This is a genomic window from Clostridium sp. 19966, from assembly GCF_032335695.1.
Classification (GTDB): Bacteria; Bacillota; Clostridia; order Clostridiales; family Clostridiaceae; genus JACTOJ01.
Genome location: NZ_JACTOJ010000018.1, coordinates 86,947 through 109,933, shown reverse-complemented (window position 1 = coordinate 109,933; position 22,987 = coordinate 86,947). Strand labels below are relative to the sequence as shown.

At 34.5% G+C, this 22,987-nt stretch carries 22 protein-coding genes, 1 pseudogene and 1 other annotated feature; of the genes and pseudogenes, 18 read left to right on the top strand and 5 right to left on the bottom strand.

Translation table 11 applies throughout. The features are described from left to right. Nucleotides 1-187 precede the first annotated feature (187 nt). The 3 genes from IAI10_RS17345 to IAI10_RS17335 all read left to right on the top strand — a co-directional run bounded on the left by IAI10_RS17345 (nt 188) and on the right by IAI10_RS17335 (nt 1,329). Nucleotides 188-514: a hypothetical protein gene (locus IAI10_RS17345; protein WP_315674567.1), complete on the top strand. Its 327-nt coding sequence runs from the start codon at nt 188-190 to the stop codon at nt 512-514. A gap of 171 nt (nt 515-685) precedes the next feature. Next, a complete protein-coding gene (locus IAI10_RS17340; protein ID WP_315674566.1) occupies nt 686-976 on the top strand; it encodes a hypothetical protein in 291 nt (96 codons plus the stop codon). Nucleotides 977-1,029: 53 nt separating this feature from the next. Further along, on the top strand, nt 1,030-1,329 hold the full coding sequence (locus tag IAI10_RS17335) for a DUF960 family protein (protein WP_315674565.1): 300 nt from the start codon (nt 1,030-1,032) through the stop codon (nt 1,327-1,329). Here the strand turns inward: IAI10_RS17335 and IAI10_RS17330 are convergent. After that, nucleotides 1,312-1,587 carry a hypothetical protein gene (locus tag IAI10_RS17330; protein ID WP_315674564.1) on the bottom strand — a complete coding sequence of 92 codons (276 nt, stop codon included), beginning with the start codon at nt 1,585-1,587 and terminating at the stop codon, nt 1,312-1,314. The genes IAI10_RS17335 and IAI10_RS17330 overlap by 18 nt on opposite strands. Nucleotides 1,588-1,655: 68 nt before the next feature. On the opposite strand from IAI10_RS17330, the pseudogene IAI10_RS17325 reads away from it, so the two are divergent. Beyond that, nucleotides 1,656-2,519 (top strand): annotated as a pseudogene (locus tag IAI10_RS17325) (Rpn family recombination-promoting nuclease/putative transposase). Between the two features lie 24 nt (nt 2,520-2,543). Here IAI10_RS17325 and IAI10_RS17320 read toward each other — a convergent pair. Next, nucleotides 2,544-2,708, bottom strand: a complete 165-nt coding sequence (locus IAI10_RS17320; protein WP_315674563.1) for a helix-turn-helix domain-containing protein — start codon at nt 2,706-2,708, stop codon at nt 2,544-2,546. Nucleotides 2,709-2,738: 30 nt separating this feature from the next. On the opposite strand from IAI10_RS17320, the gene IAI10_RS17315 reads away from it, so the two are divergent. From IAI10_RS17315 to IAI10_RS17290, 7 genes are all read left to right on the top strand, one after another. Further along, nucleotides 2,739-2,867 (top strand): hypothetical protein, encoded by a 129-nt coding sequence (locus tag IAI10_RS17315; RefSeq protein WP_315674562.1) that lies wholly within the window; start codon nt 2,739-2,741, stop codon nt 2,865-2,867. 58 nt (nt 2,868-2,925) lie between these two features. Continuing rightward, entirely contained in the window at nt 2,926-3,177 is a 252-nt protein-coding gene (locus IAI10_RS17310) for a hypothetical protein (protein WP_315674561.1), read from the top strand. A 147-nt stretch (nt 3,178-3,324) separates the two neighbouring features. Continuing rightward, on the top strand, nt 3,325-3,528 hold the full coding sequence (locus IAI10_RS24695) for a DUF2691 family protein (RefSeq protein WP_396334406.1): 204 nt from the start codon (nt 3,325-3,327) through the stop codon (nt 3,526-3,528). 154 nt (nt 3,529-3,682) lie between these two features. Next, nucleotides 3,683-4,069 (top strand): hypothetical protein, encoded by a 387-nt coding sequence (locus IAI10_RS17305; protein ID WP_315674560.1) that lies wholly within the window; start codon nt 3,683-3,685, stop codon nt 4,067-4,069. A 562-nt stretch (nt 4,070-4,631) separates the two neighbouring features. Next, entirely contained in the window at nt 4,632-6,728 is a 2,097-nt protein-coding gene (locus tag IAI10_RS17300) for a sodium-translocating pyrophosphatase (RefSeq protein ID WP_315674559.1), read from the top strand. Nucleotides 6,729-6,902: 174 nt separating this feature from the next. Further along, nucleotides 6,903-7,490, top strand: a complete 588-nt coding sequence (locus tag IAI10_RS17295) for a hypothetical protein (RefSeq protein WP_315674558.1) — start codon at nt 6,903-6,905, stop codon at nt 7,488-7,490. Between the two features lie 283 nt (nt 7,491-7,773). Next, nucleotides 7,774-7,998, top strand: coding sequence for an acyl-CoA reductase (locus tag IAI10_RS17290; protein WP_315674557.1), 225 nt, complete (start codon nt 7,774-7,776; stop codon nt 7,996-7,998). 16 nt (nt 7,999-8,014) lie between these two features. On the opposite strand, the gene IAI10_RS17285 is transcribed toward IAI10_RS17290, so the two are convergent. The 3 genes from IAI10_RS17285 to IAI10_RS17275 form a co-directional block, all read right to left on the bottom strand. Beyond that, nucleotides 8,015-9,319: a lipase gene (locus IAI10_RS17285; protein WP_315674556.1), complete on the bottom strand. Its 1,305-nt coding sequence runs from the start codon at nt 9,317-9,319 to the stop codon at nt 8,015-8,017. A 198-nt stretch (nt 9,320-9,517) separates the two neighbouring features. Further along, on the bottom strand, nt 9,518-11,191 hold the full coding sequence (argS, locus tag IAI10_RS17280) for an arginine--tRNA ligase (protein WP_315674555.1): 1,674 nt from the start codon (nt 11,189-11,191) through the stop codon (nt 9,518-9,520). A 233-nt stretch (nt 11,192-11,424) separates the two neighbouring features. Then, nucleotides 11,425-11,641: a binding site (T-box leader), on the bottom strand. Between the two features lie 134 nt (nt 11,642-11,775). After that, the gene (locus IAI10_RS17275; protein ID WP_315674554.1) at nt 11,776-13,776 is read right to left on the bottom strand and encodes a SpoIID/LytB domain-containing protein; all 2,001 of its coding nucleotides are present in this window, start codon (nt 13,774-13,776) and stop codon (nt 11,776-11,778) included. Nucleotides 13,777-14,023: 247 nt separating this feature from the next. On the opposite strand from IAI10_RS17275, the gene IAI10_RS17270 reads away from it, so the two are divergent. The 7 genes from IAI10_RS17270 to IAI10_RS17240 all read left to right on the top strand — a co-directional run bounded on the left by IAI10_RS17270 (nt 14,024) and on the right by IAI10_RS17240 (nt 22,964). Continuing rightward, entirely contained in the window at nt 14,024-16,945 is a 2,922-nt protein-coding gene (locus IAI10_RS17270; protein WP_315674553.1) for an insulinase family protein, read from the top strand. After that, complete coding sequence (locus IAI10_RS17265; protein ID WP_315674552.1) at nt 16,945-17,706, top strand: SDR family oxidoreductase; 762 nt, start codon at nt 16,945-16,947, stop codon at nt 17,704-17,706. Before IAI10_RS17270 ends, IAI10_RS17265 begins: the two co-directional genes overlap by 1 nt. Before the next feature lie 18 nt (nt 17,707-17,724). After that, nucleotides 17,725-18,480, top strand: coding sequence for a nitroreductase family protein (locus IAI10_RS17260; protein ID WP_315674551.1), 756 nt, complete (start codon nt 17,725-17,727; stop codon nt 18,478-18,480). A gap of 137 nt (nt 18,481-18,617) precedes the next feature. Beyond that, complete coding sequence (locus IAI10_RS17255) at nt 18,618-19,514, top strand: D-alanine--D-alanine ligase (RefSeq protein ID WP_315674550.1); 897 nt, start codon at nt 18,618-18,620, stop codon at nt 19,512-19,514. A 21-nt stretch (nt 19,515-19,535) separates the two neighbouring features. Beyond that, complete coding sequence (locus IAI10_RS17250) at nt 19,536-20,981, top strand: PLP-dependent aminotransferase family protein (protein ID WP_315674549.1); 1,446 nt, start codon at nt 19,536-19,538, stop codon at nt 20,979-20,981. Nucleotides 20,982-21,388: 407 nt separating this feature from the next. Next, nucleotides 21,389-22,063 (top strand): sigma factor, encoded by a 675-nt coding sequence (locus tag IAI10_RS17245; RefSeq protein ID WP_315674548.1) that lies wholly within the window; start codon nt 21,389-21,391, stop codon nt 22,061-22,063. Then, entirely contained in the window at nt 22,056-22,964 is a 909-nt protein-coding gene (locus tag IAI10_RS17240) for an anti-sigma factor domain-containing protein (RefSeq protein ID WP_315674547.1), read from the top strand. Before IAI10_RS17245 ends, IAI10_RS17240 begins: the two co-directional genes overlap by 8 nt. Nucleotides 22,965-22,987 lie beyond the last annotated feature (23 nt).

Below are 22,987 nucleotides of genomic sequence, written 5' to 3'. Positions count from 1 at the left end.
CTGCATGGGAAAATATGCGATTGGCAGACTGATTCAGAGGGCTTTCAGCCCAGCCAGTAATAGGCCCTTATAGGGCTGAGCAAACCACCGGCTAAGCCGGTGGTTATGATTCGTATTCTGAAGGTGTAAAGTTCTTATAGCTAGAACAGCATCTGCAATAAAAGATTGGTATTATGGGAGGTAAACAATGGAAAAGATATTAAGGATAGTAAGTATAATAGGAGTTTTTTTAGGAATAGCTGTTGATAAAGTATTAATAAATAAATACGGTGTAAATGCTAGTACTATTATGGTTGGTGCATTAATAATTATATTGTTAATACTTATAACTGCATTAATATTTTTAAAGTATTTCTTGGCTGCATTGGGATTATTAATATTGGGAACTCCATTAATTATAAGCTTTATCGGTATGTATTTAGATAATCTTATTTTAATGATGATAGGAGTTGCGCTTATGGTTGTAGTAGTTCCAGTAATGAAGAAAGTTTTGCTTAGACTAAAAAATAAATGATTATTTATTAAAACGAATATTTACTTTTTAATAAATCAAATAGATAAAACTTAATAAGAACGGTTTGTCCCATCACATGTTTTGTGGCGGGATTTTCATATGGATTTAATTTAATTAAAATAAATAAGAAAAACTGTACAAAATAGAAAATGAAAATAAAGAGGAATAGAAATGATTAAATACGATTATAGCAGTAAAAAAGAGTGTAAAGATAGTGATTATAAGGAACATAGAATCATTAATACTTCTAAAAATCTAAGAAGCAAAAGAGTTGATATAGTATCGATAAAAATGAATAAGGAATCAAGCATGCTTTATCGAAACCGAAGGGTAAACTCACCTAATGATGCATATGAGCTTGTGAAGGAATTTTTAGAAGACTCTGACAGGGAACAGCTTATAGTATGCTCCTTAGATACACAGATATATCAGCTTAAAAGAAAAGGGTGCTATATAAACTAAAATAAATAAAAAAATATGGGCGTTTCCCATACTTTGAAAGGTGGATAATATTTATGTTTAAAGGTATTAAATATGTGACAAAGGGCATTACAGAAGCAATTCCAGAGTTCCTACAAAATTTTCTATGGTATACAATAGAAATTATGGAGGTGAAAGAAAAAGACTATTTACAAGTATTTGAATTATGTGAGATTACTCAAGATGGAGTTAAAAAGCAAAAGATTATACATTTTCAAGAAAAACCAGAGTTTAAAGAAGAATTTATAATAACAGCTAAAGACACTATTAATGCTAAAATATATATAATAGATTGTGGTAACTATTCAATAATGCTGCTAGCTAGTGAATATTGAATAGTTACTATTTTTATCCCTAAATTTAAGGATTTGTTTTACCAAGTCATAAATGATTGCCTGTTCTTCCTCAGAGCGTGTATTCAATTCAAAAGTAAGCTTATCAATTACAGTAGACTTTTCTCTTTTATCAATTCTATTTTCAAAATCAAACAGTTCTTGAAAGGTTATTTCTAAGGAATTAACTATTTTCTCTAAAGTGTCTATAGTAGGCTTTTTTATACCACGCTCAACTTGTCCTAAAAAGTGATAAAGCAAATTAAATTATTGTTTATAGCATAAAACTAATAGTTTATGTGAAATATTACAGATGAAGGAGTGATAGAATGGATTTAGAATATGATAAAATGCTTCTTGACCCTAAAAATGATGTAGTATTTCAAAAGATATTCGGAAGCCCAGAAAATGAAGATATCCTAAAAAGCTTTTTAAATGCGTTGCTTGAGAGAACAGAAAAAGAAAAAATAGAGCATATAGAATATGTGGACACAAAGCTATCAGATATATAAGCGGTAGACGATAAAATAGGCATATTAGATGTAAGAGTAATAACTGAAAAAGGAATTCATATAAATGTAGAAATTCAGCTAATAAACAGATATAATATGATAAACAGGACTTTATTTTACTGGTCTAGATTGTATTCTAATCAGATAAAAAAAGGGGAAAACTATAAAAATCTAAATAAGACCATAACGATAAATATACTTAATTTTAACTATATAGATATAAAGAAATATCATTCCGTGTACCATTTGTATGAGGACGATGAAAAGCTTAGGCTGACAGACTTGCTAGAGATACATTTTGTGGAGCTTCCAAAGTATTTAGACGAAAAACCAGAGCTAAATAGCAGCTTAAATAAATGGCTTGCATTTTTAACCGAACCTAGAAAAGAAGTAATGGAGGTGGTAGAAATGGGAGAACCAGAAATAAAGAAGGCAATAACGGTTCTAGATATGCTAAGCAGAGATCCGGAAACGGTGAGGCTTGCAGAGCTTAGAATGAAGAAGATACTGGATGAGAAAAGTATGATTGAGGGTGCAAGAGAAGAAGGTAAAACAGAAAGAAATAAGGAAATTGCTAAAAATGCATTGCTTAAAGGTGCAGATGTTTCATTTATTAGCGAAATAACAGGATTAAATGAGGATGAAATATTGGAACTAAAAAAGGAGATAAAGAGTCATTAATGTGGTAACTATTCAATAATGCTGCTACCTAGTGAATATTGAATAGTTACTATTTTTTATCCCACGCTCAACTTGTCCTAAGAAAGAAACGTTGAGATTAGCTTTTAAAGCAAGCTGCTCTTGACTATACCCTCTATCTTGCCTAAAGAATCTAATTCTATCACCAATAAGTTTTGAAATATCGCTCATATACATGACAACTTGGGAAAGCTTGTGTACATGAATCTAAATGGTGTAGAATGCTACTATATAGAAAATGGACAAAGTGACATCATAGGATTCTTTGATAATACAGGAGCGCAGGTTGTAAGTTATACTTACGATACATGGGGGCAAGCATATCTATAGATGGAAGCATTAAGGATACTGTAGGAGTGAAGAATCTATTATAAAAGGGTGATAAAATATGAATATAACACAGTTACAAAAAGAATTAGATAATATGGGAATGAAAAAAAGATGCTATTCTATCAATGGGAATTTGGCAACAGATACTTATATATTAAACCAAGTGTATCATAAATGGGAATATTTTTATTTCGATGAAAAAGGAAATAAGCAAGGAGATAAAATTTTTGAAAACGAAGATGAAGCCTGCCGACATTTTCTAGAAAAGATGAAGAATGAAATAGAATATCCTACATCAGATTTTAAATAAAAAATATTGTTATGCATAGTGTTTCCGCCAAGAGATCGTGTACCAATTCCATAGTATTAATATGAAGCAAGTTATAAGTTATCAATATACATGTCTTGGTATGATTTTTTAGTGCAACCGGTTTAGTGAAAGGGAGAGAAAAACGTAATCGGTTTAGATATTGAAGTAAGCAATTGTGAAATGGTCGTATTGTGTACAGATTCAGCATTTATAGAATTTTACGGCAAGAATAGAGAAATTTTGGACAAAGTGTATAGTAATTGTATAAATAGCTGCGTTAAACGGACCGAATTTTCTCAGAGAGGAATATGGAATATCAAAAACTTACGCTGGCAGATATGGTTCATATGAGGAATATTTAGTGAAAAAATCATTGGAATATATTGTAATAAATTGAATTATGAAGTAGTGTTAAAAGAAATAAAGAAGTATAATTCTTTAGAGGGCAAATTCCTTCTTGAAAAAGAGTAACGCAGATTATTTATATTTTATGCAGGAGGTAAATATGAAAAATTATACTCAGGTTTATGTGAAAAGTAGTTTTGAAGCGGCAGAAATGTATTGCAAAGCTTTTGGCGCAGAGATTACATTTGAAGCAAAAAATGATACCGCAACTGCTTATGTACACTGTGAATTATCCGTAAATGGTGAAGGTTTTTTAGCATTAAGCGAAGCAGCAAACCCTTGTGACATAAACATAGTTCACAAAATGAAATGGGAAACAATGACTTTTAATGTTTTTGAGATGGGAAGCGAAGAATCCGTTTATAATGCCTTTAATATTTTGAGTAATGGCGGTGTTATTATTAATCCCATTCATGAAGTTCCGTGGAGCAAATGTTGTGCCACTGTTATTGATAAATTTGGAGTGTGTTGGTGGATATCAATTTAATATAAAATAATAAAAGGGGGCTGTGGCAAAAAGATTATTTATTCTATTCAATTAAGAAGTAAGATGTAAAAATTAATAGTTATTGAGGAAATCGTCTCTTTATGAGCCGATTTCTTTAAATTATAAATTTATAAAAAATTCAGCAAGAATGTACATTCCTCACAGGTGTTATTAAATAATGGATTTGTAAAAGAAGATTATATGGTTCAGAAAGAGCACTGGGGAGGTCAAGAATTTGTAATGGTTAATGTATATACTTTTATTTCTTATGCTAAGAAAGTGTAAACAAGGTGAGATTTGTATAAGAGTAACGGGCATAACAGGAAGCAGTCAACTTTTCTTTATATCGCCATAACTAGATAAGAATATAACTAGTTACACCTTTGTATTTAGTCATTACATTATGTAAAAAGCTTCATTATTTTTTACTTATTCATAAATTTGAAATTCACCAAGTTGAAAAAACAAGCATACAATTCCTTGCAAAACATATATTTACAAATGGGAGGAAAACTGATTTTTATTAAAAGGATTCTCATAGCTTTTAAAGGAGATGTTTTCAATGGTAGTGTATTTCATTTTAATTTATGGCATTGTTTTGGTGTCGTTACTATCTATCTTTTACCTTGCTAACTATATTTTTAAGCAGGATAAGGGAAATTTAAAAATGCAGGAGATATCTGAGGCTATAAAAGAGGGAGCCATGGCATTTTTAAAGCGTCAATATAAAACCATTTCCATTATTGGGGTAATTGTTCTTGTTTTAATAATTATCTCTAACATTTTTAATGGAGCTCGGACTGCACTTTGCATAGGCGTTTCATTTCTAACAGGAGCTTTGTGCTCAGGAATTTCAGGCTATTTTGGAATGTATATGGCGGTTAATTGCAATATACGAACTGCTGAAGGAGCAAAACATGGTATGGATAGAGCTGTTAAAACTTCTTTTAGAGGTGGTGCTATTACTGGACTTGCAGTTACGGCATTATCTCTTTTTGGTGTAACAACTCTATTTCTTATTTTTGGGGGAGCTTCAGGCGATGAGCAGCTTATTAAGGAGGCTCCTTCCTTAATTGTTGGCTTTGGCTTTGGAGCATCCTTTGTGGCACTTTTTGCACAGCTTGGAGGAGGAATATATACGAAGGCTGCGGATGTAGGTGCAGATTTAGTTGGCAAAGTTGAGGCTGGCATACCAGAGGACGATCCTAGAAATCCAGCAGTAATTGCAGATCTTGTAGGTGATAATGTAGGAGATTGTGCAGGCAGAGGAGCAGATTTATTTGAATCTACAGCTGCAGAAAATATAGGAGCTATGATACTTGGAGTGGCATTGTATCCGGTTTTCGGAATCAAGGGTATATTATTTCCTTTAGTAGCTAGATCCCTTGGAATTATAGCATCTATAATAGGGATAATGTCTGTAAAGATCAGAGATGAAAAGGCAGATCCAATGAAGGAATTAAACAAAGGATATGGAATTACAACTATATTTGTGCTTATATTCTTGTTTGTAAACGTTAAGGTTATGCTGAGTGGGCAAGCTGTAAATTTTCTTCTTTTATATGGCTGTGCAGTTACTGGAGTAGTGCTAGGTCATATATTCGTTTTACTAACAAATTATTATACTGATTCAAATTACAGACCAGTTAAATCTATAGCCAAAGCTTCTGAGACTGGTGCAGGTACCAATATAATAACCGGCATATCAATGGGAATGGAATCAACAGCGCTTCCAGTAATATTTATTTCTCTGGCAATATTAATTTCATATAAGCTTGGAAGCATAGCTATGGGAGGTATATCAAATTCTGGATTGTACGGAACTGCAATAGCAACCATGGGTATGCTTGCTACTTGTACTTATGTTTTAGCCATGGATACCTTTGGTCCAATTACAGATAATGCTGGAGGTATAGTAGAGATGTCTGATGCGCCAGAGTCAGTCAGAATAGTAACAGATAGATTAGATGCCTGTGGAAATACTACTAAAGCATTAACCAAAGGTTATGCGGTGGGTTCAGCGGCTCTTGCTACCTTCTTATTGTTTTCTGCATATCTGGATGAGGTAAAAAAGATCTTAGGTAAACCTTTAACCTCCTGGTTTAGCATAGATATTGGCAAGCCAGAGGTCTTTGTAGCTGGATTTATTGGTGTCATGCTAGTATTTATATTTAGCTCTGCAGCCATAAGAGCTGTGGGAAGAGCGGCACAATATATTATTATGGAAGTAAGAAGACAGTTTAAAGAGATTCCAGGCATAATGGAGGGGAAAGCAAAACCAGATTATGCGACCTGTGTTGACATAGTTACCAAAGGAGCTCTTAAAGAGATGATATTTCCAGGTGTATTAGTTATAACAGTACCTGTTTTAGTTGGTATTTTGCTTGGTAAGGAAGCCGCTGGTGGATTTTTGATGGTTACAACAATTGCAGGTGTTATAATGGCACTTTTCTTAAACAATAGCGGTGGGGCTTGGGATAATGCTAAAAAGTGTATTGAACTCGGAAGTCTTGGCGGTAAGAAATCTGAAGCTCACAAAGCAGCTGTTGTTGGAGATACTGTAGGTGATCCATTTAAAGATACTGCGGGGCCCTCCTTGCATGTTCTGATAAAATTAATAAGCACAATTACCTTGGTTTTTGTAACTCTGTTTAGGTAATCTTTAGTATATCACCAAGTAATTTATAGCAGGATGTAAATTATTTGGTGATTATTTTTAGCAAATAAGGCTTTAAACAGCTGCAATATTTTGATGTTAAAATATTGAAAAATAGGATAAAATAAAAATATGTAAAATAAGAAACTATTCATATGCCAAAAAGGAGTGTAATCAGTGGACACAGCCAGAGAAAAATTATTTTCTTATAAAAAAATCTATGATCAAGCAGGCAGCGAAGAGCTTTTTGTAGAAGCAATGAGGGAATCTATTCAGCATCATAGCAATAATTGTGATTTCTATAGGAAATTATTAAAGGCAAAGGGCTTTAGGGCTGAAGAAATTAAGACTATAGAGGATTGTGAAAAAATACCTCCAATCACTGCTGAATTTTTTAAACATCATGAAGTGCTCAGTGTTGATAGGTCTCAGATCGAAATCCATGCCACCTCCTCCGGAACCCAGGGACAAAAGAGTCAGATATTTTTTGACAAGGAGTCTGTCAGGCTTGGAACAAAAGTGGCTGTTAAAGCAATGAAATATCCTTCGGAGGTCTGGCCCATTGATGTGCAAGCTCAGATCACTTGGATTCATGAGCTTGTTGCAGCAGAAGAACTTTTAGGAGAAAAAAAGCTTATAACCGACGATAAAAAGAAATATGGTGTTATGATAGATTATAATGCTGAATTGAAGGCATCGCCCCTTTTTCGCAATATTTGGGTGATGCCTATGAAAAGAAAAAGCTATGTTTTAAAAGGATGTTGATAAAGGCGTTTTTCGTCTAGCATGGTTTCTTTCAGAATCCATGTAAGTAACTCTAAGGGCTGCTTTGTTATAATTGGCTACCAATTTTATTGCGCCATCCATGGCACTAAAATTGCTTTGCCCGTCCTGGGCAAAATTACGCCAATTATAAGTCGCAATCCCTAAGAGTTTCTAGAACTCAAACGATAATATCAACATTTTAAAACACAGTTTTCCGAACTGAAGGAAGTTTTAAATCAGTGTAAAAATCAACGCTGATTTAAAACAGAGCCAAAGAAAAAAGTTGCTGAACATGCTAAGACTGCATAAGGGTCATCTTCAAACTGTTGCCTTAAGCTGCAGGGAAGATGAGTCTGATGAGCTGTCTCAAATATTTTATGCAGCGGGTATTACTCGCATTTCAAATTGCGGTAGCATGTCAGCAAATTATAGTGGTGAACCTCACGATGGAGTCTTTGCTTTACAAAGATACGTAAAGAGGGTTAATAGAAGAAAAAAAGAAGTTTAAGTATTTCTATTACTCCTTACATTGGAAGTTCATTTAACATTTTTGCTAGATCTATAAACTTGTTCTGAAGATATTTTTGATAAACAGGATTATGTTGTAACACGACTTCAATATGATCTACATTATTTATTTCGCCCATGTAATTCCACACGCCTCTTGAAGGAAGGCTGTTTGGGTCATAGTTTACAATTGTATCCGTAGACCCTTCATGAGGTGCTATAGCGGATCTAACACTGACTATACCATCATTTCTCCACCAGCTGCTGTCCACTTGGACTTTGCCTTCCGTGTAATTTGTGTATTGCCCCATATAGATAGAACTGTTTATTAGCAGAGGATTCATGTTAGCATTAGGGAGCTGATGCTCTGTTAGTAAACTCTTATGAGTGTCTACACAAGAAATAGAAAAATAATAAATATCCTTTTGCGCCTTAACCCAACTGTTCAATTCTCTGGCACCTTCCTGAGATAAGTCCCATATGCTTAAATCTTTAGTTTCCTTCCAAAGGTTACTGCTAAACACTCTGTGAGCATAACTATCAAAGGACTCATCGGGCTGCTTCTTTAATCCCCATTGATCCATTCTAAAATCAAAACAAGGGTTAGTAGAATTAATTACACCAGTACTGCCTGCCATAGCAGCGAAAAAGTCATGAAATAGGGGTTCTAGATTGTCTTGTTTTTCATCCTCTTGACTACCATCATGAGGAGTAGCTATTGTAGTAATGCTGTCAATCCAATGGTGATTTCCTGCGAATAATGGACTTATGTCAGTAGTATTGCTTTTTATTTCATCAGGGTCACCATTTTCTAATAATTGAGCAAATACTCTAATTGTTTCTCCGCCCATGCTGTGACCTATTAGATGTATTTTTTTTAATCCATTTGCGCCCATAGTTCCTAATTCAGGATAAACTCCAGGATAAGTTCTTCCATAACGTGAATGTCCATCTTTTTTCGAATGCTCTTCGCCATAGTCTACTGTGCCGCCCTTCAGATAGGCATATAATTCACAGGCTCTGTCCCAGTTGCTAGATATAGAGCCAATAGTAGGCGTAAAAACCTTGTAGCCTTTTTGAATCAGCATATCTCTTATACTATTTTCTCCGCCCCAATAGTTTATTCCAAATAGCTCATCATTCCCCCAGCCAAATAGGCCATGGACCATTACAATAGGATAATTGTTATTTAAGGTGGAGGATGAACTTGTGCTAGGAGTCATAGAAGACGCAGTTACAGCAAAGGATCTAATGGAAAGCGGAAACAGAAATACTATAAAGGATAGGGTTAAAAGTAAAAACTTTTTAATAGAATTTTTCATGATAAAGCACCTCATTTAAATATTTTTGTACTCACAAGTACAATATAGCATTATTTATATTATAAGTATAATATTGTAAATGAGGGCAAAGCATGAATTAAGTTATTGTACTGAGTAGTACAACTATAAAACTTTGAATTTCATAAAATTGGTAAATGTTGCAATGTAATTTGCATGCTTTACTTTAGAAAGCTTGAATTACATATATTCAACGGTATCAATGCCAAGCAGCTCTAAGCAAATTTTAATTACCTGACGTATAGCATCAATTAGAAGCAGTCGGGCCTCTTTTAGTTCTTCATTATTTGCATTTATTACTGGGCATTCATGATAAAACAAGGAGAATTTCTTGGCTATTCCATACACGTAATTTGCAATTATATTAGGACTTGCCTCCTGCAAGGCTCTGTCTATTACAATCCTTAAATTAGATAAATCCTTAACTAAATCAAATTCTATAGCTTCTTTTAGTAATGAAAAGTCAGCCTCCTTTGGTAAAGGCTTGCCATGCTTTTTCAAAATAGAATTAATACGGGCATAGCTATATTGCAAATATGGGCCTGAATCACCTTCAAAGCTTAAGGCAGAATCCCAATAAAAGGTTACATTTTTATCATTAGCAATTTTTAAAAATGCATATTTTACTGCTCCGTAAGCAATAGCTTTTGAGGTTTCTTCACTGAAGCTTTCATAGCGTTTCTCCATATTTTTTGTAGCTTTTAGCAAGGCTTCCTTCATAAAATCCTCAAGCAGCACTACATTTCCTTTTCTTGTAGCCATCTTTCCATCAGATAGTAAAACAAAGGAATAGTGGACAGGCTCAGGAGATTTATAGCCAAGCACCTCTAAAGCGGCTTTCACCTGTTGAAAATATAGTTTCTGATCTTCACCAAGTACAACAATATTTTTATCTGAATTGGTTTCTGCTTTATCTATGGTATAGGCAATATCTCTCAGCGGATATAAGGAGGTTTTATCTTTTCTGGTTAGCACTAAATAAGGTGCTTTCATCGGAAGCTTATATTCTTCTTGATTAAGGATTAGCCTTCCATCTGAAGCCTCCTCCAATTTATTTGTATCCTTAAGCAGCTGTAATATTTCTTCAACCCTATTGCTCCAAATATAATCGGACTCAAATTTAAAAGTATCGTATTTTATCCCAAGCTCTCCTAAAATTTTAGTTTGACCTTTTATACAGATATCAACAATGTTTCTGAATTTATCTTTAACTTCTATATCTCCATTTTCAAGCTTATGCAAGAGAGAAAAGATTTCTTTTTCCAGTTCAGGATTCTCTTCTACCTGCTTATTAATGTTTACATAGATGTCAAGTAAGTCATTGAAAGCTATATCTTTTTTATCTTTAACTCCAAGCAGAAGCATTGCGATTTGCTTGCCGATGTCATTAACGAAATAATGGGTGTTAACTTCATAGCCTTGAAAGCTTAATAATCGAACTATAACATCTCCGATTAATGCATTTCTGGCTCTTCCTACATGGGGAGAAGCATTTGGATTTATGCTGGTATGTTCTACCAAAGCTTTTTTACCTTTGCCCGCGAAAGAAGAACCGTAACTATCTTTTTTATCTTTTATTTCTGTTAAAATATCTTTTATAAATATAGTTCGATTAATAAAGAAGTTTAGATAGCCTCCATTAACTTCAATCTTTTCAATAAAGTCTGCTAATTGAAGCTGACTTCTAATTTCATTTGCAATTTCTATGGGACTTTTTCTTAGTTGCTTTGCAAATGCAAAACAGGGCAGTGCAATATCTCCTAATTTAGAATCGGGAGGAATAGTTAATATAACATTTTTTAAGCCAAAGCTTCGATCTAATAAAGCTTTAATTTTTTCTTGATATTTCAGCATATGTTTCATCCTTTCTAAATTATTGGCTCTGTTTTAACTCAGTGTTGATTTTTACACTGAGTTAAAACTTCCTTCAGTTCGGTAGGCTATGTTTTAAAATGTTGATATTATCGTTTAAGTTTTAGAAACCATGCTAGACGAAAAACGCCTTTATCAACAGTCTTTTAAAACATAGCCAAATTATTAATTATTTAGCTTATTTGCTGCAGCAAATAAAAAAACTCCTGTCTCAAGAAAGAGACGGAGTTGCCGTGGTACCACCCTAATTAGCATGAATTAAAAAAATAATGCTCACTCAAATCTTTATCGCAGACATGCGCTATCCCTACTGTTACTTCGGGGTAAGTTCTCCCTAGCTCTTTTCATATCCGTATTACTATCGGGCTCACACTCTATCCCAAATCGCTGCAATAAGTGACAGATACTACTTTTCTAGTTCATCAAATTGCCATATAATATGTTTTTTATATTATATGGTAGTATGTGTATAAAAGCAAGAGTGTTTTTAAAATTTTCTATAAACAGCCCCTTATAGAACTTACGCAAGGACTATAAGGGGTTATTTTTAATAGAATTTATTTGGTTTAGTAAGTTATAGTCTTTGTTCCTGCCTTTGCAATAAGTGCCTCATTTAAAGCTGAGTAGGTCATATTTCCTACTATACCGTCTTTAGTAAGGCTTTTGCTTCCTTGGAAGGAGATTACTGCATTTTTAGTGCTGGTGCCGAAGTTTCCAGAAGCGTCCTTTATGCTATAGCCTAATTGAGCAAGAGCACTTTGAAGTGAAGCCACATCTTTATTATTCATGCCGTATTTTAATGGTAAAGTAGAGATATATAGAGGCTTCTTATTTATAGTTATATCGAAGGCTTTTACATTGTCATATGCTTTTGTGCTTAATGCATCCTTAATATAAACCTTTATGCTGTAAGTGCCAGCAGTATTTGGAGTGAAGCTGAAGGACTGAGAGGCATTAAAGCTATTGTAAGTCAGCAGGCTTCCGTTGTAGTAGACCTCATACTTATAGTTTCCGCTTGCATTGCTGAAGCCTGTAGCATTTGTGTTAAAGCTTACGGTTTTTCCTTCATAAAAGGAACTGGCAGCAGTCACATTGGTGATTTGATCGCTATAAACTTTTGCTGAAAGCTGTTTAGTATCATCATAGTCCAGCAGGGAATACTGATCTTTTACGTAGGCATCTATAGTATAGCTTCCAGCAGCTGTTGGAATATAGTCTAGATTAGAAGCTGTGCTGAAAGCTCTTGTATATACCACATTTCCAGAATTCTTAATCACATATTTGAAAAGATAATTCTGTCCGCTGCCGCCTGAAGCAGTAGAATTAACACTGAGCTTATTGCCTAGCAGTATAGTGCTGCTGTTTTCTGTAAAGGAAGCTAAGGCTGCCTTTTCAGTAAGGCTTTGCAAATAGGTTCCTTGATAATAGAACTTTAGGATTGTGTCGAAGGTTTGTCCAGCTGCAGCTCTGTTTTTAGCGCCTATCTGACTCATTCCAAGACCATGTCCATTTCCTTTACCAGAGAAGGTGTATGCTCCGGCAGCTGAATCGTAGGTTACGGTGTAAAGATTGCTGGGCAGAGCTAGAAAAGTTCTAGTGCTGTCTTTTGTTACGGACTTTGTGTATTGCGTGCCTGTTGAAGCTTTGTAAATAATATTTATGTTTGCTACTCTTCCGCTGGCAAATCTTGTGATGGAAGTTAAATCTAATTTAACCAAGGTATCTGTTGAGGCTAAGTAGCCTTTTGCTATTAATGTGCTTTGAATTTGTGCATTAGTTAATATTCTATTGCCATTTGGCCATGCATCGCTTTCATAGGAATCTTGTACTGATCTTAAATATGGAACGTAGTTTCCCCAAACATTTTCACTGTTTTCAGATATACCGCCGTGCCAAGCAGAATATAAAGCTTCTACTAGCTTGTCATTATATAGAAGAACTTGTCCAGCTGTTTGATTTACTGCATTTATAGTATTTACATAAGCTGAGTTAAAGCCTTTGTATACCTGATAGAGGGGGGTATCATCAAAATCATAACCCTTTGCTGCTTCATAGCCAATTCTAGACAAGGCATAATTTCTTGCGGCTACAGCCTGAGCTTTTAATGCCTCCAAAGTGAAGGAATCAGACATTTCATAGCCTACTACCCCTTTCAAGTAATTTTCCATGTCTATAGAATTTATGGGTAGAATTTTATTATTGTACATTTTGAATAGGAAAGCTCCCATGTATTTGTTTGTAGCTGTACCAGAAGTTATGGCTATAAGGTTTTCACCGCTGCTGGGAGTCAAAGCAATTTGGCTTTGAGCTGTTCCATTTAACAGAATATTATTGCCGCTAATGCTCAAATTTAGTGTTGTTCCAGATAAATAAGCTTGTCCGTTTATGGCGTAATTACCGTTTAAGGTAATACTCATGTTTGCAGCGGACATGCTTACAAGTCCAACTTTTACATTGCTGTAATAAGAAATGTTGCTATAGGCATAGACTTTTTTTACAAGTAATGAAGGAAATATGAGAGTTATAAATAAAACTACGGTAAAAATCTTAGAGTAATGCTTAACCATTTTGACTCCTCCTTTTGCTCTAGTGATCTTTTATAGCTTAATTATAGCTTTATTAGGGGGGAGCACATAGATTCTAAAAGTCTCTTTTTATAGGGACTTTAGTCCCTATTGTTTCGATAAAAAATATAATTTATATTTTGCTGGCATTTAAAACTTCCTTCTTTTTCTAAAGTTATTTGATATAATAATAAATATCAGGTTATTTTCAAATAATAAGTGGTATAAATTATAAATAGAGGTGATATTGATGAATGAATTTGAAAAAGATAATATTTACAGCGGCTTTAAGTTTATAAATGAAGAAGAGCTAAAAGAAATAAATTCTAAAGCCTTTACGTTTGAACATGTTAAAAGCGGAGCAAAGCTTTTATATTTACAAAATGAAGATGATAACAAGGTGTTTTCCATAGGTTTTAGAACACCGCCAAAGGACAGCACTGGAGTATTTCATATACTTGAGCATTCAGTGCTTTGCGGCTCCGAAAAATATCCTGTAAAAGAGCCATTCGTGGAGCTTTTAAAAGGTTCCTTAAATACCTTTCTTAATGCCTTTACCTTTAGTGACAAGACCATGTATCCAGTAGCCAGCAAGAATCATAAGGATTTTGCCAATCTTATAGATGTTTACATGGATGCAGTTTTTAAACCCAATATATATAAGCATAGAGAAATACTGGAGCAGGAAGGCTGGCATCACGAGATAAACAGTCCTGGAGAAGATATAAGCTACAAGGGAGTAGTTTACAATGAGATGAAGGGAGCTTTTTCATCACCAGAGGGAATACTCATGAGAAAGATACAGAATTCTCTTTTCCCAGATACTCCTTATGGCTTTGAATCCGGCGGAGATCCAGAATATATACCTGATTTAACCTATGAGAATTTTATTGAAAATCACAGAAAGTATTATAGCCCTGCTAACAGCTACATATATCTGTATGGAAATATGGATTTAAAAGAAAAATTACAGTATTTAGATAGAGAATATTTAAGCAAGTATGAAAAAATAGAGGTGGATTCCCACATAGAGGCTCAAAAGCCTATAGGAAATGTGGAGATAGTTGAAGAGTATCCTATTCTCCCTAATGAAGAAGAGGCGGATAAGACTTATTTAAGCCTTAATTTTGCAGCTTCAAAGGCTACTGATGCTGAAGAATATCTTTCTCTTGAGATTCTTGAGTATATTCTTCTTGAAAGCTCAGCTGCCCCTCTTAAAAAAGCTCTCTTAGATTCAGGCATATGCAAGGACGCTTTTGGAATGTATGACAACAGCATTCTTCAGACTTATTTCAGCGTCATTGCTAAAAATTCCAACGAAGATAAGAAGGAAGAGTTTAAAAAGGTGGTTTTTGATACCCTTAAAAGCCTTGCAGATAAAGGTATTGATAAGAAGCTCATAGAAGCTGCTATAAATGTGGCGGAATTTAAGCTTAGAGAAGCGGATTATCAGAGCATGCCTAAGGGACTTGTATACAGCATAAAATCAATGGATAGCTGGCTGTACGATGATGTTCCAACAAAGCATCTTAAATTTGAAGAAAGCCTTAAGAACATAAAGAAAGCTTTGACAGAGGATTATTTTGAGAAGCTTATAGAAAAATACTTCCTAAATAGTGATCACCAAAGCCTGGTTATAGTAAAGCCTTCAAAGACAGCAGCAGATGAGGCTAACTCAAAGCTTAAGGAAAAACTAGACAGCTTTAAAAAATCCCTTAGCAGTGATGAAATTGATATTTTAATAAAGAGAACAAAGAGTCTAAAGGAAAGACAATCCACTGAGGATTCACAGCAGGATCTGAGAAAGATACCAATGCTTTCCTTAGAGGATATAGATAAGAAGGCAGAGAGACTTCCTTTGGCAGAAAAGAAGATACAGGATGTAAAGGTACTTCACCATGATATACCTACTAATAAGATAGCGTACCTTAATTTGTACTTCTCAACCGCTCAGGTAGAGGCTGATAAAATTCAGTATTTATCACTGCTTGAAAATGTGCTTGGAAGAATAGATACTAAAAAATACAATTATGAAGATCTTTCTAATGAAATCAATATAAAAACTGGTGATATAGGCTTTGAAAATAATGTGTTTTCAGATAAGAAAACTGATGAAAAGTATTATCCTAAATTCGCAGTGAAGACAAAGGTGCTTTTAGATAAAGTAGGAGATTCTTTTGAACTTATAGATCAGATATTGTATCACAGTGTTTTTGAAAATAAGAAGAGAATTAAGGAAATAATACAAGAAATAAAATCAAGGCAGGAAATGAGCATAAATCAGAGAGGAAACTTAGTAGCGGCCAGAAGGCTTTTATCTTATTTCTCACCTGCTGGAAAGTACAGCGAGCATTTAAGAGGAGTGGAACTGTATCATTTTATATGTGACCTTGATAAGAATTTTGAAGCTAAATTTGAAGAGATTAAAGCTTCTCTTAAGGCTGTAGCAGGTAAGATATTCATCAAAGAGGCTTTAGTTATAAGCATAACTGGTGACCAAGAAATATATGCTGCTGTAAATTCTAATATAGGAAAAATAAAGTTTGCACAGGGTGAATTTAAAGAGGAGCTTCCTAAGCTTCAGCTTAATGAAAAAAATGAAGGACTTACAACCTCAAGCAAGGTACAGTACGTGGCTGCTGGCTTTAATTACAGAAAGCTTGGTTATGAATATTGCGGAAAGGTTCAGGTGCTTAAGAATATAATCTCTCTTAATTATCTCTGGAACAATGTAAGAGTAATGGGAGGAGCTTATGGCTGTGGTGCTTCTTTCCTTCAAAATGGTAATGTATATTTTTCTTCTTACAGAGATCCAAATCTTTCTGAAACCCTGAAGGTGTATGAGGATACCTATAATTTCTTAGAGGGCTTTGAAGCCGATGAATATGAGATGACTAAATATATAATAGGAACTATAGCCAGCTTAGATTATCCTTTGACTCCTAAGTCCAAGGGTGAATATTCCGATGGAAATTACTTCAGCAGCGTAACTTATGAAGAAACTCAAAAGGAGAGAGAAGAAGTTATAGAAACCACAAAAGAAGATATAAAGGCATTTTCACAGCTTCTTAAGGAAGTTATGGAGAAAGGTTATATCTGCGTACTTGGAAATGCTGAAAAAATACAGCAAAGTAAAGATAAATTCAACAGCATAGTAGATGTGTTTAAGTAATGAGCAGCACTTTAATTACAGGAGCTTCCAGTGGAATAGGCTTGGAGCTTGCTAAGGTTTTTGCTGCTAAGGGGCATGACTTAGTTCTAGTAGCAAGGAGCAAAGATAAGCTTGAATTGCTGTCAAAAGAGCTTGAAAATAAACATTCAATAAAGGCTCACATAGTAGATGAGGACTTATCTAAGCAAGGTGCAGCTAAAAGAGTTTATGACAGAATAAAAAAGCTTGGAGCAGCAGTAGAGATATTAGTTAATAATGCAGGGCTAGGCGCAGTGGGGGAGTTTTGTGAAATACCTGAGGAAAAGGATGAGGAAATAATAGCTGTAAATATAACAGCTCTAACTGAAATTACTAAATTATTTGCAGGAGATATGGTTAGAGCAAAGAGTGGAAGAATTCTAAATGTTGCTTCCACAGGCTCCTTTCATCCAGGTCCCTACACTGCAGTGTATTATGCTTCCAAGGCCTATGTGCTGTCATTTTCTGAAGCTTTGTCCATAGAGCTTGAACCTTACAATATTAAGGTTACAGCTCTATGCCCTGGAGCAGTTAAGACTAATTTTGCAAAGGCAGCTGGGAAAAATGATTCTAAAGGTGCCATGCAGCCTTGGAAGGTAGCTTCCGAAGCCTATGAAGCTATGATGAAAAACAAGAATGTTGCAGTACCCGGAATGCTTAACAAGATTTTTGTAAGGCTTCCTAAGAGATTAGTGATCCGTAAAATAGGAGAGTATCAGAAGTCTTTGGCTTTAAAACATTAATTATTAGAGGTGTAGGGGATGGAAAGAATTAATTATTACAACGAAATCTTTAAGAGAAAATCAGTGAGAAAATATGAGCAGGCACCACTTTCAGAGGATGTTATGGAGGAAATTAAGCAAGAATTAGCTGCTTTAAAACCTTTGTATGAAGGTATAAAAACGGAATTGAAAATTGTGGATGGAAGCGAGATAAAAGGACTTCTTGCAGCTAAGGCACCACATTATATTGTGGCTTTTTCAGAGGCTAAGGAAGGATATATGACCAATATGGGCTTTATGCTCCAGCAGATGAATCTATATTTCAGTGCAAAAGGAATTGGCAGCTGCTGGCTTGGAGGAGGTAAGCCTACTAAGAATTTAGTAGAAGCTTCTAAGCTTGAGCCTGTAATAGTGCTGAGCTTTGGTAAGCCTCAGGAGGAGCTTCACAGAAAGTCTTCTTCAGATTTCAAAAGAAAAGCCTTGGAGGAAATAACCTCTATAAAGGAAATGAATAATATTTTTGAAGCTGTAAGGCTTGCACCTTCTGCAGTAAACAGCCAGCCTTGGTATTTTACTGGCGATGGGGCTTTAATTCATGCTTATTGCGTTAAGCCAAAGCTTATTACAGGTTTTATGCTTGGAAACATGAATAAATTAGACATGGGAATAGCCTTATATCACTTATATTTAGCGGCTGAAAAGGAAGGTAAAGCTTTAGAATTTTTTACAGACAGCAAAGCTCAAGAAAAAGTGCCTAAAGGATATTATTATAATTGCAGCATTAAAATTAAATAGTCACGAATTATTGAACCACAGGACTCTAAAATTGAAGTCTTTGTGGTTCTTAATTATTTTACGAAAAATTTATATAATTATAGCATGAAAAAAGATATGAAATAAAAAATTTATGAGCATATTTTAGGAGGGTTTTTATGAAAGTAGGAGTTTTAATGGGCGGTATTTCCTCTGAAAGAGAAATATCATTGCTTTCTGGTCAGGAGATAGTTGAAAATTTAGATAAGAGCAAATATGAGGTTTATCCTATAGTTATAAATTCAAAAAAAGAAGTTATGGAAAAAGTGGAAGGAATGGATTTTGCTTTCTTAGCCTTTCATGGAGCTTTTGGAGAAGATGGAAGTGTTCAGGCCTTGCTTGAAAGTGTAGGAATGCCATACTCAGGCTGCGGTGTACTTACTAGTGCCCTTTGCATGGACAAGAAGCAGGCAAAGAGAGTTATGAGAGGGGAAGGCATAAATGTAGCTCCGGAGGTCATAGTATATAAAGGAGAAAGCTTTCCTGAAAAGGAACTTAAAGCTTTAGGGTATCCAGTGGTGGTTAAGCCTAACAACGGAGGCTCCAGCATAGGAACTTTTTTAGCTACTGATGAAAAGGAAGTTAAAACAAGCATTCAGGAAGCATTAAAATATGACGATCAAGTATTAGTGGAAAAATATCTTCCAGGTGAAGAATATACAGTGCCAATATTAAATGGAGAAGTCCTTCCTATACTATCCATAAAGGCTTCAGGAAAATTCTTTGACTATAAGTCAAAATACAGTGACGGCGGTGCAGAAGAGATCATAGCTGAGCTTCCAAAGGATTTGGAAGAGAAGATGAGAGTTATAGGAGAGAAGTGCTGGAGAGTTTTTGGTTGCAAAGCCTATGTAAGAGTTGATATCATAGTAAATGAAGGAACTCCTTATGTGCTTGAGTTAAATACACTTCCAGGTATGACTAAACATTCTCTATTTCCAAAGAGCGCAAGAGGAGTTAATATAAGCTATAGTGAGCTTTTAGATAAAATAATTCAATACTCACTTAGCAAGTAAGCTTTGAGAGGAGAAAAGCCCTTGATTTTTTCATCATTTAATTTGAATGATAGTGAAAAGATATATATTCAGATAGAAAATCACATAAAAGAAAACATTGAAAAAGGCTTGCTTCATAAGGGAAGCAAGCTTCCTTCTACCAGAGAAGTCAGCAATCTGCTTAATGTAAGCAGAAATTCCGTGGTTACTGCCTATGAAAACTTGGAGAGCGAAGGAATAATAAGCAGCTCCAAGGGAAAGGGAACCTTTGTATGCCTTGAAACTGCCAAGGAAAATGAAAACTTTTCTATAGATTGGGCTTCAAGAGTAAATGAATACGGAAAAACCTGTGAAAAGCTGGATATAGTAAAGACCGAAAAGCCTTGGAAGAAAGGGATGATATCCTTTAAAAGCATAGCTCCCGAAGCTAAGCTCTTTGATTTAGAGGAATTTAAAAGAGCCTTTTTAAATGTTTGGTCCTTAGAAGGAGAGAAGCTTTTAAATTATGGTTATGCAAGAGGATATAAGCCTCTCATAGAATATCTTATGGAATATATGCAGGAAAAAGGCGTAGATACTAACGGAAAAGAAATTCTCATAACCAATGGCTTTACGGAGGGCTTTGATATAGTGCTAAGTGCCTTGACAAAGCCTCAGGATGTTATGCTTTGTGAAAATCCTACCCATAATACTGCTATAAAAATCATGAAGTCCCATAAATTAAAGATAGTAGGAGTTCCTATGGAGGAAGAGGGCATGGATGTAAATAAGCTGGAGGAGGCTATAATTAAAAGCTCTCCTAAAATGGCTTATGTGATTCCTTCCTATCATAATCCTACAGGAATAGTTACCAAGGGAGAGAGAAGGCACGAGATATACAACATATTAAAGAAATATTCAGTGCCAGTGATTGAGGATGGTTTTAATGAGGAACTGCTTTATTCCAGCTCTCCGGTAGCTCCAATAGCTTCCATAGCTGGCGGAGGCAATGGAGTCATATACATAGGAAGCTTTTCAAAGATACTTTTTCCTGGGCTTAGACTGGGGTGGATATTAGCTGACAAAAATCTCATTGATACCTTAGAAAGCGTAAAGAGAAGCAGAAATATTCACTGCTCATTTTTGGATCAGGGAATATTTTATCACTATATGAAGAGCGGCTCTTTCAATAGATATGTTAAGAAGGTAAGAAAGTATTATAGAGGAAAATATGAATATACTCTTCAGCAGGTTAAAGAAAACATACCTTATGAATATATAACCGGAGAAGGTGGACTTCATATATTCATAAAGCTTAAAGGTGTGGATGCCAGAGAAGTACTTAACAGGTGCTACCAAAAGGGCGTGGTATTTATGCCAGGAGATATATTCTATATAGACAAAGGCGGAAGGGATACCTTAAGATTAGGATTTTCAAGAGTCAGTGAGGAAGATATTAAAAAAGGCACAGCTATAATAGGAGATGTGATCAGAGAGCTTACAAAGTAAAACTTTGCAGGCTCTTTTTATTAAGTTTTATATATAGCTTTTATTGTTAGAAAGCTATATATAAATATTTAAACCAGCTCATAGATTTATAGAAAATTAAAATATTTTTTATAAATGATATTGACATTCAATATCATTTAATGTATTATAATCTCATGAAGCATTTCTGGTGATTCTGATAGAGAAATAGCTCCATAATCATGTGAATAATAAGCAAGCAAATTCATTATACCGAGTTTTGAGTTTGTAATTTCCTTCTTTAATTATTTTGCTGGTCGTTAAGACCAGCATTTTTTTTTCATAATATACAATTGTTATTTTTAGGATAAACTATTAAAGTAATTTTAAGTGTACCCTCTAAAAATTAAAGCAGCATACGTAAATATTTGCAGGGGTGAGATAGGGATATGAAGCTTACGGATGATAAAAACCGAAATGAATTCATAGAGGAAAACAAAAATTTTATATATAAAGCAACTCAAGATGTATGCAAAAGGAAATTAAGCAGCGATGATGACGAATTAAGCATAGCTATGATAGCTTTTAATAATGCCTGCGACAACTTTCATGAAGATAGGGGGAACTTCTATGGATATGCGGCTGTTATCATAAGGAATGCTCTCATAGATCATTTTAGAAAGGCTAAGAATATACCTTTGCTTACCTTTGAAAATTATGAAGACAGCAAGGAATATATTGAATGGAAAACCTCCATGAATGAATATGAGAAATACATAGAAAGAGATAACAGATTAGAGGAAATAAAGCTTCTTTCTGCGGAGCTTTTAGAATATAAAATAAGCTTTGATAAACTAGTAGACTCATCACCTTCTCATATAGATACCAGAAGTTCCCTTCTTAACTTGGCTTGCCTTTGTTTAAGGTATGAAGAGATAGTGCAGTACATGAAAGAAAAAAAGCAGCTGCCAGTAAAGCAAATAGTTATGCTTACAGGTACCAATAGAAAATTTGTTGAGAAGTGGCGAAGATACATAGTAGTACTTATAATTGTACTTTCCAATAAAAATTATAATTATATAAGATCATACCTTAATATAAAGGCGGGTGACAAAAATGATTAAGAGTGGAATGGTAGTAAAGGTAGAAAGGCGCACAGCAATTGTAATGTCTCCTACAGGGGAATTTCATAAGATAGGCATTAAAGGAGAAAAGCCTTTTGTGGGACAAGAACTTCAGGGGGAAATTATAAAGAGAAATACTTATTATAGGAGTATTATTGCAGCGGCCATAATACTATTTGTAGTTTTATCCGGTGTAATGTATAACAGATATACACCTTATGCAGTAGTAAGAGTTAATATAAATCCTTCTATAGAGCTTAAAGCTGATAGGCAGGGGGAAGTTGTGAGCTTTAAAGGGCTTAACAAGGATGGAGAAAGAGTGCTGAGTGAGATAAGTATAAAAAATAAAGCCCTTGATGATGCACTAAAGCTTATTGTGACTCAAGCTAAAAAGGATAATTTTATAAATTCTCAATACACGGCTAAAGGAAATATAATAACGGTTAATATATCTTCAAAGGATAATAGTAAACTAAATTTACCCAAATTTGAACAATATATAGCAACTAATGGACTTAACGCAGAAATTAATGATGGAAATTCACAGAAAAAGATAGAAAGCAGTGAAACTAAGGTATCACCTCAAAATATTGTTAGTCCCGAGAATCAGCCTAAAGATGATAGGAAGCAAGAGCTGCCATTAGAAACCAAAGAAGTTCCTAATGGCAACAGTAATTCTAATCAAAATAAAGCTACAGAAAAGGCATCACAGAATAATTCAGCTCAGCATCAAAATTCTAATAGCAGCAATAAGCAAAAAAACGATAATAATAAAAACCAGCCTCAGATTGATAACGATAATGGAAATGACAATAAAAACGATAAAAGTAATAATGGAAAAAGTAAAGAGCAAAATGATTCAAAGGATAAGGATAAGGGGAATAAAGGAAAAAAGCAATGATTACTTTATAGAAAAATGAGCCT